General features: G+C 47.1%; 15 protein-coding genes and 1 CRISPR repeat array. Of the genes, 12 read left to right on the forward strand and 3 right to left on the reverse strand.

Features of this window, described 5'->3' with window-relative positions:
- The 3 genes from AC3Y23_RS09125 (at position 1) to AC3Y23_RS09135 (ending at position 2,332) form a co-directional block, all read left to right on the forward strand.
- A complete protein-coding gene (locus AC3Y23_RS09125; protein ID WP_379197896.1) occupies positions 1–615 on the forward strand; it encodes a DUF1349 domain-containing protein in 615 nt (204 codons plus the stop codon).
- Between the two features lie 144 nt (positions 616–759).
- Positions 760–1,878, forward strand: coding sequence for a phosphodiester glycosidase family protein (locus AC3Y23_RS09130; RefSeq protein ID WP_379197898.1), 1,119 nt, complete (start codon positions 760–762; stop codon positions 1,876–1,878).
- 52 nt (positions 1,879–1,930) lie between these two features.
- Positions 1,931–2,332, forward strand: coding sequence for a TetR-like C-terminal domain-containing protein (locus tag AC3Y23_RS09135; RefSeq protein ID WP_379197900.1), 402 nt, complete (start codon positions 1,931–1,933; stop codon positions 2,330–2,332).
- Between the two features lie 124 nt (positions 2,333–2,456).
- On the opposite strand, the gene AC3Y23_RS09140 is transcribed toward AC3Y23_RS09135, so the two are convergent.
- Positions 2,457–2,783: a DUF5713 family protein gene (locus AC3Y23_RS09140; protein ID WP_379197902.1), complete on the reverse strand. Its 327-nt coding sequence runs from the start codon at positions 2,781–2,783 to the stop codon at positions 2,457–2,459.
- A 258-nt stretch (positions 2,784–3,041) separates the two neighbouring features.
- Positions 3,042–3,743: direct repeats of the CRISPR family, unit length 32 nt; unit sequence GTCGCTCTCCGTGCGAGAGCGTGGATTGAAAT.
- A gap of 1,048 nt (positions 3,744–4,791) precedes the next feature.
- On the opposite strand from AC3Y23_RS09140, the gene AC3Y23_RS09145 reads away from it, so the two are divergent.
- The 3 genes from AC3Y23_RS09145 to AC3Y23_RS09155 all read left to right on the forward strand — a co-directional run bounded on the left by AC3Y23_RS09145 (position 4,792) and on the right by AC3Y23_RS09155 (position 6,825).
- Positions 4,792–5,403 carry a DUF2239 family protein gene (locus AC3Y23_RS09145; RefSeq protein ID WP_379197904.1) on the forward strand — a complete coding sequence of 204 codons (612 nt, stop codon included), beginning with the start codon at positions 4,792–4,794 and terminating at the stop codon, positions 5,401–5,403.
- Between the two features lie 105 nt (positions 5,404–5,508).
- The gene (locus tag AC3Y23_RS09150; protein WP_379197906.1) at positions 5,509–5,898 is read left to right on the forward strand and encodes a DUF1330 domain-containing protein; all 390 of its coding nucleotides are present in this window, start codon (positions 5,509–5,511) and stop codon (positions 5,896–5,898) included.
- 18 nt (positions 5,899–5,916) lie between these two features.
- Positions 5,917–6,825: an alpha/beta fold hydrolase gene (locus AC3Y23_RS09155; RefSeq protein ID WP_379197908.1), complete on the forward strand. Its 909-nt coding sequence runs from the start codon at positions 5,917–5,919 to the stop codon at positions 6,823–6,825.
- Positions 6,826–6,992: 167 nt separating this feature from the next.
- On the opposite strand, the gene AC3Y23_RS09160 is transcribed toward AC3Y23_RS09155, so the two are convergent.
- Positions 6,993–7,805 (reverse strand): spermidine synthase, encoded by an 813-nt coding sequence (locus tag AC3Y23_RS09160; protein WP_379197910.1) that lies wholly within the window; start codon positions 7,803–7,805, stop codon positions 6,993–6,995.
- A gap of 341 nt (positions 7,806–8,146) precedes the next feature.
- Positions 8,147–8,326, reverse strand: a complete 180-nt coding sequence (locus AC3Y23_RS09165; protein ID WP_379197912.1) for a hypothetical protein — start codon at positions 8,324–8,326, stop codon at positions 8,147–8,149.
- Positions 8,327–8,461: 135 nt separating this feature from the next.
- Here AC3Y23_RS09165 and AC3Y23_RS09170 point away from each other — a divergent pair, with 135 nt between their 5' ends.
- From AC3Y23_RS09170 to AC3Y23_RS09195, 6 genes are all read left to right on the forward strand, one after another.
- On the forward strand, positions 8,462–10,264 hold the full coding sequence (locus AC3Y23_RS09170; protein ID WP_379198568.1) for an SgrR family transcriptional regulator: 1,803 nt from the start codon (positions 8,462–8,464) through the stop codon (positions 10,262–10,264).
- 118 nt (positions 10,265–10,382) lie between these two features.
- Positions 10,383–11,900, forward strand: coding sequence for a spore germination protein (locus AC3Y23_RS09175; RefSeq protein WP_379197914.1), 1,518 nt, complete (start codon positions 10,383–10,385; stop codon positions 11,898–11,900).
- Positions 11,897–13,096 carry a Ger(x)C family spore germination protein gene (locus tag AC3Y23_RS09180; protein ID WP_379197916.1) on the forward strand — a complete coding sequence of 400 codons (1,200 nt, stop codon included), beginning with the start codon at positions 11,897–11,899 and terminating at the stop codon, positions 13,094–13,096. Before AC3Y23_RS09175 ends, AC3Y23_RS09180 begins: the two co-directional genes overlap by 4 nt.
- On the forward strand, positions 13,083–14,189 hold the full coding sequence (locus tag AC3Y23_RS09185; protein WP_379197918.1) for a GerAB/ArcD/ProY family transporter: 1,107 nt from the start codon (positions 13,083–13,085) through the stop codon (positions 14,187–14,189). Before AC3Y23_RS09180 ends, AC3Y23_RS09185 begins: the two co-directional genes overlap by 14 nt.
- Positions 14,186–14,389, forward strand: a complete 204-nt coding sequence (locus AC3Y23_RS09190; protein ID WP_379197920.1) for a hypothetical protein — start codon at positions 14,186–14,188, stop codon at positions 14,387–14,389. Before AC3Y23_RS09185 ends, AC3Y23_RS09190 begins: the two co-directional genes overlap by 4 nt.
- 257 nt (positions 14,390–14,646) lie before the next feature.
- The gene (locus tag AC3Y23_RS09195) at positions 14,647–15,588 is read left to right on the forward strand and encodes an alpha/beta hydrolase (RefSeq protein WP_379197922.1); all 942 of its coding nucleotides are present in this window, start codon (positions 14,647–14,649) and stop codon (positions 15,586–15,588) included.
- Positions 15,589–15,693 lie beyond the last annotated feature (105 nt).

Here is a 15,693-nt window from a genome sequence, read left to right on the forward strand (position 1 = left end):
ATGAGTGTAAACAACATTCCATGGAGCAGCGGAACCTGGACGGTAGCACCGAAATCGGCAAATACAGAAGGACACACGCTCAATGTTGAGGCAGTGGAGGGCAGCGATTATTGGGAGAAAACACTCTATGAATTTCAGCATGACAACGGCCATGCACTTCTGGCTCCCTGGGAGGACGATCAGGGCGTCGAAGTGACCTTCCGGCTAGACAGCTTCACCGAGTTGTACGATCAGGCTGGGCTAATGCTCTGGCATAGCCCTACGCAGTGGATTAAAGCAGGCATCGAGCTCAATGACGGGGTTCCTCACATTGGAGCTGTCGTTACCGACGACTACTCCGACTGGTCTTTGTCTCCGGTAGCAGAATGGGCAGGGGAGACCGTCACCATTCGTGCTTCCCGGTCCAATGATGCGGTGATCATCCGCGCTCGTACCGAGCACCATACGTGGCGAACAATACGCGTCGCTCGCTTCCCTTATTTGACAGGCAAACAGGCTGGACCCTTCCTGTGCGCACCTACACGTGCAGGGTTTCAAGTGGTCTTTACAGCATGGCGGCATACGGAGCCTGATGAGGCGCTTCACACCGATCCACCAACATTTTCCGATAAATAATGACTTACAGGTTGTTAGGAGAAGTCGAAGGGGCGCTAAAAATTGAAGAAATTGATACCTTTACTCTCGCATTTTCGTCTATGATTAAAAGATACGTTAAGTATTCTTTTTATTCATGGCAAGAATCAGGGAGGAAAGAAAAGAGTGAACTCACCATCATTACCGGAGCGCTCGACCAACCGCAACAAGAAAACGGTCAAGAAGCGCAAGAAAAAGAGCTTTTTTCGTAGACTGTTGAGAGTACTGCTATTTTTGTTAATTTTGCTCCTTGCCGGAGGAGGCTGGCTGTATTTTGCACCGTCGGCCCAAAATCTGCGCTATACGATTGCGGATACGCTGATCACAACCCAACATCGGCAGTGGGCCAAATATATCATTGGTGAGGAAGAGCTGAAGGAACGTGTAGCCGAGTACACCAAACGCTTCGATAATATGGGGGATGAGAAGGATACCCATACCATTCATACACCTCCACCGGAAGTAAAAGAGAAGCAGCTGGTGGAGATCGAACCTGTCTCCGGTACCGGCTACTCTGGATATGTCATGATCGTTAACGATCCGACAAAGATCCGGCTCGGAATTCCGAACAAAGTCGGCTCCGGGGAAAAGGTCACCAGTATGGTGAAACGACTTGGGGCGATCGCCGGAGTAAATGGCGGAGGATTCGCCGATCCGAACTGGAGCGGGAATGGTTTTAAGCCGATAGGGATCGTCATTTCTCAAGGAAAGCTCTATTACAATGGGCTAGGTGGAAAGAAATCGACGCAAATCGTAGGACTGGATAAGCAGGGCAAGATGATCGCGGGGAACTACACGCTGGATGAACTCAGTAAAATGGGGGTTCAAGAGGCCGTATCGTTCCAGCCACGTATCATTGTCAACGGCAAGGGACTGGTCAAGAACGCAGCCGATGGCTGGGGGATTGCACCACGGACAGCGATGGGTCAACGTGAGGACGGTGCGATCATTTTCGTGGTGATTGACGGCAGACAGCCAAGCTACAGCATTGGCGCGAACCTTTACGATGTACAGCAAATCATGCTCGAGCACGGCGCCGTAATCGCAGCGAATCTGGACGGCGGCTCCTCGACGGTTCTCGTCAAGGACAACGAGATTATCAACAAACCTTCTTCGCAGTATGGTGAACGTTATCTGCCTACCGCGTTTCTGGTTTTTGATCATCCGGATCAGGTGGATATCCCGAATATCTGGAAAGGCCTGGACCCTTCCAAAATCGATGCCGCGAAGAAGCGGACAAAATAGTAAAGTTTGAAATTTGTGCTACCTGTATAGGGTGAGATAAAAGATCGGAGGAATGCCTCCGGTCTTTTATTTTTGTGCGCCATCCTGGGGTTATGTAACAAACAAATCTGACGATTTTGTTAGTCAACAGGAGAAGAACACAGAGACACGGCGGCGTAGTGAAGTGCTGGAGAGCACTATTTTACAGGCCGCTTGGGTGGAACTTAACGCGGTTGGCTACGTTCCGCAGCTTATGAATTCAATAAAGGAGAACAAGCTGACCCTAATCATGAAGGCCATTCTGAATAACGCGGAGAAGTGGGGAGAGGTCGCCCTGGCTAAAATCAATGAGAGGGTGATTGCATTACCCATAGATCTGCTGAGATACGAATTGCTTACGACTCATGAGCCGTTATCTGAACAATGGATTACTGAGATTATTGACGATATTTTCACACCACTTGTGCGTGCTTAACATTGTACTTTTAAGATATTCAGGTGCGTATGGGATCGTTTTTATGGTGAAAAATTACGCCATAAAAAAAGACACGATACTAGGTACCAGTGTCTTGTAAAATATATTATTCAGATTGGGGTTCCTACCAATCTCTTTCTTGTAATGCCGTTTCAATATCGATATCCACTTCAAAAAAGTTCAAAATCTCTTCCACAGTGATCGCGATAGAATCTCTTGCAACCGTCTCTAATTCGCTGTCGTTTTGGTAGAACTCATCTTGTATATCATTAATCGCCAGAGTCATTTTATCTAGTTGTGCCTGTACTTCATCATTGTTATAAGATCCGCTTTCTAGAAACAACACAACTTTAACGATCTGTTCTTTTATTTTGTCGACGAGAAATGTGGGGTAATAGCTATCTGAGTACATATCTTTCAGGTATTGAAAATTTGAATCGAGTGTTTTCATATAAGTCTCCTTTCGATCCCGCTAAGTTTTAAAATTCGCTTTCAGGTTTGAGAATAGTTTCTCTTAAATGTGATTCTACCATTTTTTTAGTGCGAACCCCAAGCTCACATGAAATCCCTGGGAGATTCGCACCAGATTTATTACATTTATTGTATAAAAACTTGAGTCTGAAGCTGTTGACGCTTTAAGTTTTTCGTAATAAAGTTATTTTATGGAAGCTCATTAAGCGATTATACTCTTTTTAAGTCTGGAATCGCTGTCGCTCTCCGTGCGAGAGCGTGGATTGAAATACTGCTTCGCTGGCAAATTATAAGCTTTGTTCACGGGTCGCTCTCCGTGCGAGAGCGTGGATTGAAATGGCCAGTGATGTTGAAGTCGAAGACCTTGTACAAGTCGCTCTCCGTGCGAGAGCGTGGATTGAAATTATAAATCCCTTGCCAGCCAGTTCGGCCTTTACCGTCGCTCTCCGTGCGAGAGCGTGGATTGAAATTGTTCAACGCGCGGCGGACTTGCTGGCCGGAGCCGCGTCGCTCTCCGTGCGAGAGCGTGGATTGAAATAGCATGGGAATGTAGCAATGATGATCATGATCCTGACGTCGCTCTCCGTGCGAGAGCGTGGATTGAAATATACTCCGACTGTGAATAGTCAGGATTGAAGTTGTCGCTCTCCGTGCGAGAGCGTGGATTGAAATTGAATACGCCAGCCGCTTTAGTGGCCTTAAGCGCCGTCGCTCTCCGTGCGAGAGCGTGGATTGAAATTCACTAAAGTTACAGTACCTACTACAGCGAATATGTCGCTCTCCGTGCGAGAGCGTGGATTGAAATACCAATACACTTGAGTTGTTTGAATAGGAGGAACGGTCGCTCTCCGCGCGAGAGCGTGGATTGAAATATGAATGTTATAAAGGCCAACTGCCGGTGAATATCAGTCGCTCTCCGTGTTAGAGCGTGGATTGAAATAGCCCTCTTATAGCAGTTAGCTCAAAAAGCAGGGGTGTGAATCAAGTTATTCCGACTGTGAATACTCATATGTTTAAACAGACAATGAAGAATTGATTCATCTGGTGCGAACCCCAAGCTCACATGAAAACCCCGGGGGATTCGCACTAGAATTATTACAAATAATGTAATAAATCTAAACGTTGTAGTTATTGACGCTTTGTACTTAGCGTATTAAAGTAATTATACCGATCACTTTAACGAGATTATGACATTTTTACGTGTTGAATCGCTGTCACTCCCTACACGGGAGTGTGGATTGAAATTACTTTGGCAAGCTCAAGAACCGTAACGCTAAGGGAGTCACTCCCTACACGGGAGTGTGGATTGAAATAAGTTAATGCTCACGGTCATTACCTTTTCTTTCGTCACTCCCTACACGGGAGTGTGGATTGAAATCATTAATTAGCAGAGGTACAGCACAATTATTAGCGTCACTCCCTACACGGGAGTGTGGATTGAAATGATGGACGGTGTAACGAACCTATGTATGCAAGCGGGTCACTCCCTACACGGGAGTGTGGATTGAAATCTACGATATAACCGATAACCTCCGGTTCAGGCGCGTCACTCCTTACACGGGAGTATGGATTTAAATATTTTTGAGTTCTATACAGACGGCCTTCTTTCTGGCCTGCTGTTAACTTTTTCATTCTTGCCCCAACCGTCTAACCCCTTAACCTTCCAACAATCAAATATGATAAAAAGCAGTAGAAGCCTGCAGATCTCGCAGAACTTTCACTGCTTTTTATCACATACAACATCTCATTACACAAGTATCAGTGCAAGAAGACCAACCGCCAACGTTCGTACTTCTGGTTAAAAGTATTGCCTCGAAGCATCCACATTTGATTTTTCAACTGAAAATAAAGTAACAGCGCGACCCTATTAGGTCGCGTTTTTTGCATTTATTACCTCTATAACGAATGATAAATTTTATTTTACCCGGGTAATATTGATTTTTTATTTTTACCCGGGTATAATTGAGGCAATCAGAGAGGAGGTCAGCATGAGTAATTCCATAACGCACTTTAACTGCACGGCATTTTTGGGTGTGGGAGTCGTCGCCAGTGGTTCGTTACAGCACGTTGTTTCTACAGTGAAGGATGCTCTGGATGACAGAGACCTCACAGAGTTGCTTATTTTTGACGATTCCACGGGGAAGCCAATAGATGTTGATTTTCGTGGAAATACAGATGATGTGCTCAAACGATTAGGAGAACAGTATGGTGACTTACCCAGTACGGAAGTGAACCATGAGCCCGCACGGCGGGTCGGTCGACCCAAGCTGGGGGTTGTATCCGGTGAAGTTACGTTATTGCCACGGCAATGGGAATGGCTTAAGAGTCAACCCGGTGGGGCGTCGGTAACATTGCGAAAACTCATTGATGAAGCACGCCGTGCCGGAGAAAAAGAGAGCAATATCCGAGAGTCACAAGAAGCAACCTATAACTTTATGACGGCTATGGCCGGGGATTTCCATCAATACGAGGAAGCTCTGCGGGCACTGTATGCTAGTGATTTGGAACGTTTTTACCATTTCATCGATGACTGGGCACCTGATATCAGAAACCATGTCAAGAAATTAGCCGCTAATGCATTCGCTGAAGAGGACGTATGAATGAAAGCAAGTGAAGGCGTAAAAAAATAAAAGGGAAATATGAAAGGAGTCGCTATGACTGAATTAGAATCTACTCGTTACATCGAACCATCACAACGAGCTGGCATGAGGTTCATACAACGAGGCATTGAAGGTAACATCGTCATGCTGAACCTGCTGCGTTTTCGTGATGTTGCTGATTACACAGCCAATCCTGAACTAACACCGGAGGTCTCCATTAGCGGTGCCGAAGCTTTCAACCGCTACATTGAGCACACCCTCCCATATCTCCGTGAAAGCGGAGGTGAAATTGTGTTTCTTGGCAATGGCGGGGAGTTTCTTATCGGACCCGAAGACGAGAAATGGGATCTCGTCATGCTGATCCGCCAGAGTAGTGCGCAGTCATTCCTGGCTTTTTCAAGTCATCAAGACTATCTGACCGGTATCGGTCACCGCACTGCAGCGATCGAAGATTCACGGCTTCTACCTATAACAGAGCTTCCGATCCCAAATTAATTGAAGGAGAACATGATTATGAATATTATGAAAGTCAATGGCATTGAGCTAGCCTATGATAGCTTTGGTAACGAAAATGACGAGGCAATTATCCTAATTGCCGGGCTTGGAACCCAGATGATCCGATGGACGGTTCCGTTTTGTGAGCTATTAGCAGCGCGGGGGTTTCGCGTCATCCGCTTTGACAATCGCGACGTAGGTTGCTCGACACACTATAGCCATTATCCCACGCTGGATTTTGAAGCACTGGCAACTGCGCTTATGTCGGGAAAGCGGCCGGACATTCCTTACACACTCGATGACATGGCCAGCGATGCTATCGGACTGCTCGACGGACTTTCTATTGACCGCGCACATTTCGTTGGCAGGTCAATGGGCGGAATGATCGCCCAGGTTGCAGCTAGCAGATACCCTGAACGGGTGCTGTCACTCACCTCTATTATGTCTACTTCCGGTAATCCTACTCTTCCGCAAGCTTTGCAGGAGGTCATGGCGCTGATGACTACACCGGCGCCGAATCCCTTTGAGGATGAAGCAGGATTTTTGGCACACAGTTTCTCATTTGCGAAACGCATCGCCGGCACTGGTTATCCGTTTGAAGAGGACGCTTATCGGGCGCTCATTCTGGAAGAAGTCCGGCGTGCTTACGATCCAGGCAGTGTCGGCCGACAAATTGCTGCGATCGCTGTCTCCGGCGACCGTCGTCCGCTACTGGCGACCATAAAAGTACCAGCACTTGTCATTCATGGAGTGGATGATCCCTTGTTCGTCCCGGCATGTGGCGAGGACACGGCTTCTGCGATCCCTGGCGCCGAGCTAATGTTGGTTGACGGCATGGGTCACGACCTGCCGCATCAACTGTATAAAGTAACCGCTGATGCTATAGAGCGAACGGCTCGTCGCAATGGACACGTACTTCCTGAATAGGAAGCAGATCCATTTTAATTAACGGAGTTTCGTAACAGAGGATTCAACTGAACGTATATATGGAAGCAATCGAAAAAAGCGCCGGTTTCATGCTAATATCATGAGCCGGCGCTTTTTAAATTCATATTTTTCTAAAAAGAGGATGGTCACAGTCAGAAATGAATGATTCAGGTTGCGGGCACGCTGTCCCATATAACATGACCTGCGCCAGGAGAGATTTCCGTGAAGCCTGCCATTTTACGCTCCATAAATCCAATAGAGACATGGCTGCCGATCATCACGATGTTCAGCACATCGCCAGCATTGTCAGAAGGAAGGGCAAAGGCTCTCGTATAAGCAAATGTATGGCCCAGTGTAGTATGAATAGCGTTAATCATCCGGTCCTGTTCGCCTCTACCCATCAGATTCAGAATCACGGCTCCGCGTTCATCCAGCTTCTCAGCAGCCAGTGTGAAAAATTCCTCTGAGGTCAGGTGGGAAGGCGTACCCTTGTCCGTGAAGGCGTCAACGATTATGTAATCGTAGCTTTGCGGCGCTTCGCTGCTGAGAACAGAACGCCCATCTCCAACCACGACGTTGTCTCTGTTATACCCGAACCACTGTCTGCTGATCTCCAGCACCTTTTTATTGTGTTCAGCGACTTTCATCCTACGGTCTGCAAAATAACTGGCTATCGTCCCAATCCCATGTCCGATTAGAAAGGCAGCCTCAAACTCCGGAGCGTTATGTTCCATTAAGTGGATGATCGCTTGGGGATATTCAAATAAAACCCGATCCGGACGGTTCAGATCCATCGCCCCCTGGATCGCCTCGTTGGAGAATTCCAGCACCCGAAAAGCACCTTTTTCTCCATACAGTTCTGCCGTATCGTAGACCAATATCTCGTAGTTACCGCCAGAACCTTCGTCTATTTCCTTGTGCAGCAAGTTCAAATGTCCAATCTCCTTCTCTTTCTGTTGCCCAACCAGCTTCCAAGCCATCGTTACGTATTTTCTAAATATATCTTCTATTATGGATAGAGGCAACGGCAATCATCGAAATAGCTTCATCTAAAGTAATAAGGGGACCCGACACCTCATAATCTGTAAAAGGGGAACGAAGCAGCGTCTCTTTGGGAGAGGAGATACACGTCCGAGGAGCCATCCTTTACGAAGGAATGGAGGCGGACGCAGATGAGTATCGATCAGCTCATTGCATTGCTCGTTCTTGTCATCATGATCATACAGTTAGCAAACAACAACAAAGGCAAGTCCTGATTACGGCGCAGCCGGATGGCTTCCGAAGCTCAAGAACACTTGAGTCTCGGAAGTTTTTTTTCAAATTACATATTACGTTCTTGAACCTGATAATCCCCGCTCGGCATACGCCTCTCTAGCGTAAATTCTGTTTCACTATAGAGTAATTTCTCTATGCAGCTTTGAATCCGTCCGAAGAGTCCGATCTTGATTTCCCGCTCCTGATATCCTTTTAATTTTTCTATGATATATGGATGTTCCAGCATGACGTGATCCCCACTTTCTCTCTTTTGTTAAGGCTAATTATGTGCTTTTCAAAAGGGGACAAAAAGCGTATAATTGCCTCTAACGATTTCCCCTTTTAGGGGAAAAGCACGGGAAGGAGGCCACAAAAGGTGATCATGGCTGAACGTTATTTAACGCTTTATGAGCGCTTTGGAGGGAATAGCAGTGGGGGAATGCCTGTTGAGGCCACCTTGGAGGATCTCTCGGAAGCCTTATTCTGTACGTCCCGTAATGCGAAGCTTATCTTGCGCAAGCTGGAGGAAGAAGAGCTGATTGACTGGCTGCCTGGGCGCGGGCGCGGTAATCGCTCACGGATTGCATTCAAAGCCGACAAGGAGAGTTATCTACTGCAATTGGCTCAAAGCCGGGCAGAAAAAGGAGACTACAAGCAAGCTTTTGAGTTGCTGCAATCGTTCGGGGAAGGTACGTTGGCCAAGCCGAAATTTCTCGAATGGCTGAACGGCCAGTTCGGCTATCATAAAGAGGAAGCCAGCGATGGTATTTCTACCAGTGACACACTGCGTTTTCCCGTATATCGTCCTGTCACGACATTAGACCCGGCCCAGGTGAACTATTCCATTGACGCTCACCTGATGCGGCAATTGTTCAGCCGCCTGCTTCAGTTCGATGAGGGTGCTAGCAAAATTGTCCCCAGCATCGCTCATTACTGGACATCCAATCCAGAAGCGACGGAATGGACTTTCTATTTGCGTAAAGGGGTGCGTTTTCATAACGGCCATGAACTAACGAGCAGAGACGTGGCCTTTTCGCTGGAACGCTTACGTGGAGATACACTGAACCGCTGGCTGCTGCGCGGTGTGTACCAGATTGCAGTACTCGGACCACGGGTCCTGCGCATTCATCTCAAGCAACCGAACCGAATTTTTGACCGTTTCATGTGTTCCAACGCCGCATCGATCCTGCCTGTGAACCTTGGCGGTATGGAGGAGGAAGAATTCTGGCAGCTTCCGATCGGCACGGGGCCTTTTCGAATGGTCTCGCAGTCATCACACTGCATCGAGCTGGTTGCCAATGCGGCTTATCACGAAGGCAGACCTTACCTGGATGGCGTGGATGTAGTTGTTATGCCAGAGGAATGCCGGGATACAGCGGTCGACATGCCTGAGATGCTGCATAAGGGCTATGCCGGGAATCATCTTCTGGAGAAGCACATGGAGAATTGGCAGCTGCTTAAGAAGCTCTGTAGAGGATGCACGCTGCTCACCTGGAATCTGCGGCGTCCCGGCATCCAACAGTCGGAGGCATTTCGCCGGGCGGTACGCATGATCCTGAATACGAGTGACCTTGTCACGGAGCTGGGCGGGGACCGCGTAATGCCAGCCTACGGCTTCCGACCGGAAGGGAGCCAATCCCGCTCCGCAGATCCGCTTCTACCGGAGCGGGTTAAGACTGCGCTGCGTGAATCTCATTATGATGGCTCGGTTATCACTTTTACCGCCCATGAAAATTACGAAGAGGACGCTCGCTGGATTGTGGAGCGGCTTGGGCAATGGGGCATTCATATCGACCTCAAGATCCTAACCTGGGCAGAAGCGCCTGGCTGCTCTACGCCACTCCATGACGAGGACTTGAAGATCCACAGCTTTATTTTGCCTGAAGATGAAGTATGCGAGATTGAAGCCTATGAGCACGTAGATAGTGTCTTTAAGTTCTATCTGGATGACGAGCTGCACAACTGGATCCACGGGCGGATCGACGAGGCTTTAAGTGCTGATACGGAGGGCTTAAGACGCCAACACTTGAAGGTGATTGAGGAGCATTTGCGAGACGAGGCCTCCGTTATTTTTCTCCATCACAGGGAGCTACGAACCTATCTTCACCCGACCATTAGAGGCGTCAGTCTGAATGCCCTCGGCTGGATCGATTTCAAAGATATTTGGTTGGAAAAGCTGGACTGATACCAGGTGCCATCTGATCTTTGGCCTAATGACACGAGCGTTCTCTTTACGTATATTCAACTCCTCACTCGGAGATAATGGAACAATGATTCCAGTCTACAATTGAGGAGTTTTTGGTATGCCGAATCAAGACTCGAACCCAGCGCAAGATTCATCAGCTGTGCAAAGTCCGGTTTATAACCAACATGAACCGCTGTCTTTTGTGAATCGAATTAAGGATTATCTACATAGTCCGCCTGACCTTATCATTCACTCGCTAGTCATTTCGCCAGGCATTCCTTGCAGCTGCTTGTTTCTCGATACCTTAACCGACAAGGACAAGATTGAGCATGAATTGTTGTCTTTTCTATCGGAAAAAGCATCCTTCGAGGATGTCACCCATGCAGATGAAATGATTAACGTCCTCAAGAGCCGCATTCCCTTCAGTTCTATTTCTTCTTCCAACGATTTCACGTTTTGTGTCAACAGTTTACTAAAGGGCGTCTGCCTGATTGTGGTTGCCGGCGCACCTGAAGTGTTATGTATCAACGTTTCTCAAACTAGCAAACGCAGTGTAGCGGAGCCAATGACAGAATCCACCGTACGGGGACCTCAGGTAGGATTTACGGAGGATATTACAGTTAATCTGTCGCTGCTCCGCAAACGAGTCCGCAACGTGCATTTGGTTATCGAGCAGGTCACAGCCGGTACGGAAACCGAGACCAACATGGCCTTGCTCTATCTGGACAATTTAGCATCCGGCCCAGTTATCGAAGAATTTCGTAAGCGTCTCGCAGCCATCCATACGGACAGCATTCTGGATAGCGCCTATGTGGAAGAATGGTTGCGGGAGCGTGCCTATTCGCCGTTCTCCACAATCCTTAGTACGGAGCGTCCGGATATTCTGACCTCGCATCTACTGGAGGGAGGGGTAGGCGTCCTGGTAGATGGAAGTCCTATTGCACTGGTCGGCCCCATTACTTTTTTTCAATTCTTCATTGCCCCCGAGGATTATTACCAGAGTGCTGATATTGCTACACTGCTGCGCTGGGTTCGCTTCCTGTCGTTTATGCTGTCCGTATTGGTACCGGCTCTGTATGTAGCAGTCGTGTCTTTTCAACAGGAGCTACTTCCTCATTCTCTCCTGATTAGCATTGCAGGGCAGAGGGAGGGGGTTCCTTTTCCCGCATTTGTTGAGGCTGCGCTGATGATGGTGACTTTTGAAGTGCTGCGCGAGGCGGGTCTTCGAATGCCACGGATCGCCGGGCAAGCGATCTCAACCGTTGGCGCACTGGTACTAGGGCAAGCGGCAGTTACAGCCGGGCTTGTCTCGACGGCGATGGTTATTGTAGTGGCGATTACGGCCATCTCCAATTTCGTATCCCCATCATACAGCTTTGGCATCACACAGCGGCTACTACAGTTTTTTTATCTGATGCTGGCTGGCGCGCTGGGATTTTTTGGTCTGCTATGCGGGGTCCTGATTACAGTCGTACACCTTGCTTCTCTAAAATCATTCAACGTTCCATACCTGTCGCCTATAGCTCCAACCGTGTTATCAGACTGGAAGGATATTCTTGTCCGTGTACCCCGGCCATGGATGGACACCTATCCCAAAATGAACGGAACCAGGAAGAGAAGAAGGAAAGAGCCATGAATGCTACCTTCCAAAAGCTTGCAGTCGCCGGAATCACGCTGTGCTGCCTGACCGGCTGCTGGGATCGAATAGAGATCAACGAATTGGCAGTCGCCGGCCTGACGGGATCGGAGATCGATCCACACACTCATGAGCAAATCGTGTATTACCAAATTATCAATCCTGGAGCATACGCCTCGGAATCGAGCAGTCGCAGCAAGGCTCCAGTGTACACATATAAAGTGCAAGGGAAGACCAAGGGCGGACTGGCTCAATTATCCAGTGTCACGTTACCTCGCAAGCTTTTTACAGATCATTATCAGTCTCACATCGTGACCGAACAGTACGCCAGAGAAGGCCTGCGCACCTTCTTGAACTATTATGAACGGCAGTTCAACAGGCGCTCGAGCCTCTATTTGTTCGTTACAGACTCTCCGCTTTCGGATGTGATGATGACCTATACGCCGCTGGAACAGCTGCCCGGACGGCTTTTGCGGTCACTCATTTCGAATACGAACAAGACCACAGGCCGAATCAGCCTGAAATCGCGGGTGAAAGACCTGGTAGAGAATATGGAATCATCCACGTTTACAGTGCTGCCCATAATCAGTCTGAAAGGAGAGAAACCGCTTCCTAGCACGACTCGTTTCGATGAGATTAACGGCAATCAAGGGAATTTAATGCTAACGGGAGCAGCCGTGTTCAAGCAGGATCGGATGATCGGGAAGATCTCACTTTGGGAGAATGGTTATTACAATTTATTGAAAGGTCAAGCTGGAAACTTCTTCGAGTCGATCGTGTTAGATAATCGGGTAGTTGATCTATATGCTCATAAAATAAAAACCAAGCAGCACCTGTCACTTATCAAAGGTGTACCTACCTGGAATGTGGAGATCACGGCCCATCTGGCTCTGCGAAATGATGAACAGACCGAGAAGCTGACTTGGGACAACTTATCCAAGATTACCGATCAATTTGATCTCAAGCTTATCGAGACTTCACAGAAACTCTATGCACAGGCTATAGACAAGAAGTGGGATTTGTTCGGGCTGGAAGACGAGATGAAGTACAAGCGGGGAAGCGCATGGAAGAAGCTGCAACAACAAGAAAATGGCTGGACTGAGACCAAACTGAACGTAACGATTAAAAGCAAAATTGAAGATATCGGGGAAATTGTTGATCCATATAAAGGAGGGGCAGGAAATGGAAAAGAGTAGGCTAACGGTTTGGCAGTTTTTTGTGCTGACCCTTTCCTTTCTAATCGGCACCTCCTTTTTCTTCATTCCCGGTGGCTTAATCGCCGTTGCCAAGCAGGACGCATGGATCGTTCCGTTATGGGCGGGAACAGCAGGTATTCTTGCCGCGTTGATCTGGTTACATTTATCCAAACTGCATTCGGGATTGTCAATCGTACAAATCTGTATCCAGGTTGTCGGCAAGCCGATAGGTAGTCTCTTAGCACTCTTGTATATCTTCTATTTCATCCAGCTTGCGGCTTTTATTACCCGGAATCTGGGTGACTTTATGAAACAAACGCTAATGCCGTTAACCCCATTAACTGTTTTTCATGTGATGTTCCTCTTTATTATTGGTTATGCAGTTTTCAAAGGGATTGAGACCATCGCCAGATCGTCAGAATTATTGTTTCTGATCATGGTAGTCACCTTTATTTTTGTGGTCTGTCTGGCACTGCTTGAGTGGGATTGGGGACGATTTCAGGGAATATTCCGCATGGATGTCTGGAAGACAATGAAGGAGACTAGTTCTATCTTTGGATTTCCGTTTCTGGAGGGGTTGATCTTTCTTATGCTGTTTCCATTTGTTCAGAGCAACAAAGTGAAGAGCAGCTTTATTCTGGCGTATGCGTTCGCGACGATTCTGCTAAGTCTGTCGACCTTTTTGACCATAGGCGTACTTGGCGTGACCCGCGCTTCCCACGATACTTATCCGTTCTTTGTCATTGTCCAAGAGATTCATATCGGCAACTTCTTCGAGCATCTGGAATCTACCATGGCGCTGATTTTACTGCTTGCGATTTTCATCAAACTGTCGATCGCTTACTATTGCTCTGTCCTGGGAATCTGTCAATTGTTTGAGATCAAGAACAGGTTTTGGGTAACGCTCGCACTTATTCTGCTAATTTCCGGTCTCGCTATGGGCTACGATAATGTGGTCGAGAATATAGAATTCAGCAAAAAATATGATTTTGAATACACGCTCTTGTTCAGTGTAATTCTGCCGTGTCTACTCTTGCTTGTCACATGGATTCGGAGAATCCGAAAGAAGCGAACGGAGGAGCCTGCCTCATGATCTGGTTTATTCTTTTTATGGCGGCGGCGATCGGGCTGAGTCTGAGGGTAATGGTAAGGGTGCGTACCCAAACCAAGGAAATTCTGGTGTTCTTGGTTATTGTTCTGCTGGGTTTCGCGGATTGGATTAGTATATTTACAGACCACAAGTTCAAACCAACCAAGCTGATTTCAATGCTACTGGATCTTGTGGGACTGTGAGAATTGGATTTCATCTAAGAGAAGATCAGTGATGATCCGATATAGTTAATGCTGAATATGAGCGGATACATGCGAAGTTCGTGATCATTTTAAGCCGTGCTCTTGTTTAACAGAACATTAACTCCATCCCGAACGCCAGCAAAGAGTTAAGGTTCTGTTAAAGTTATGTTTTACAAGAGCTAATCTTGGGTTGCTACAATGAGGGGGAAATAAGCGGGGGGATCAAAAAAATAAAGCACCCAGAGAGGAACTAATCTATGAAGAAAATACTGTCTTTTATGCTTAAATCAATAGGCGTTCTATTCTTGGCCATTATTCTTTTTGTTGTCGGTGTGTTCGTCGTCAATAAGGTCAGCAACAACGCGGAGCTGGGGAAGATAGAACCTTATGGTCAGAAGGTGTCGGTGGATGGAAAGAACATGAATGTCTTGATTGAAGGGAAGGGAGACGAAACCGTCGTGTTACTTACAGGCTTTGCAACAGCAGCCCCAGGCCTTGATTATAAACTACTGATAGACCAGCTAGCTCCCTTTTATAAAGTGGTAGTGGTAGAGCCTTTCGGCTATGGACTAAGTGATCTCACAGACAAAGAACGCACTATTGATAATATCGTAGCTGAGACTCATGAAGCGCTGCAAAAGTTAAATATCAACCACTACACACTGATGGCACATTCGATTGGCGGAATCTATGGATTAGAATACGTGAATAAATACGAAAATGAAGTTAAAGCATTTGTTGGGATTGACAGTAGTTTTCCAGCGCAATTGAGCAAGGAAGATGAAGAGTTTCCAACAGGAGTGTATAAGTTCCTTCGGGACTCAGGGTTCAACAGATTGCTCATGAAATTAAATCCTGACCAAGTGTTTGCACCGGACGGCGATGAGCATATAAAAGATCAAACTAGAATGATTACGCTTAAAAATGCGTTTAATTCAGATATGTTGAATGAAGGGGAGAACTTCGCGCATAACTTTAGAACTGCTGCAAGCTATAGCTTCCCTAAGAACCTTCCGGTACTCTTCTTCTTAGTCAAAGATACGACAGATGTTGCAGGCTGGAAAGAAGGGCATGAAGAGCAAATCAAAGACTCTGCATATGGAAAGATAATCGAGCTTGAAGGGGAGCATTATCTGCACCATACCCGTTCCAAAGAGATCGCGCAAGATTTCAGAAGCTTTATGGCAGAAGTTAAGTGAAAAAATATAAGGGCCGAATGAATCCATACTCCTATGGGTTCGTTGGGCTTTTCTATTACTTTGGTAACAAATTGAAATAAATATGTAATTACTTGTTGCAATTAT

Source organism: Paenibacillus sp. MAHUQ-45 (assembly GCF_058133325.1).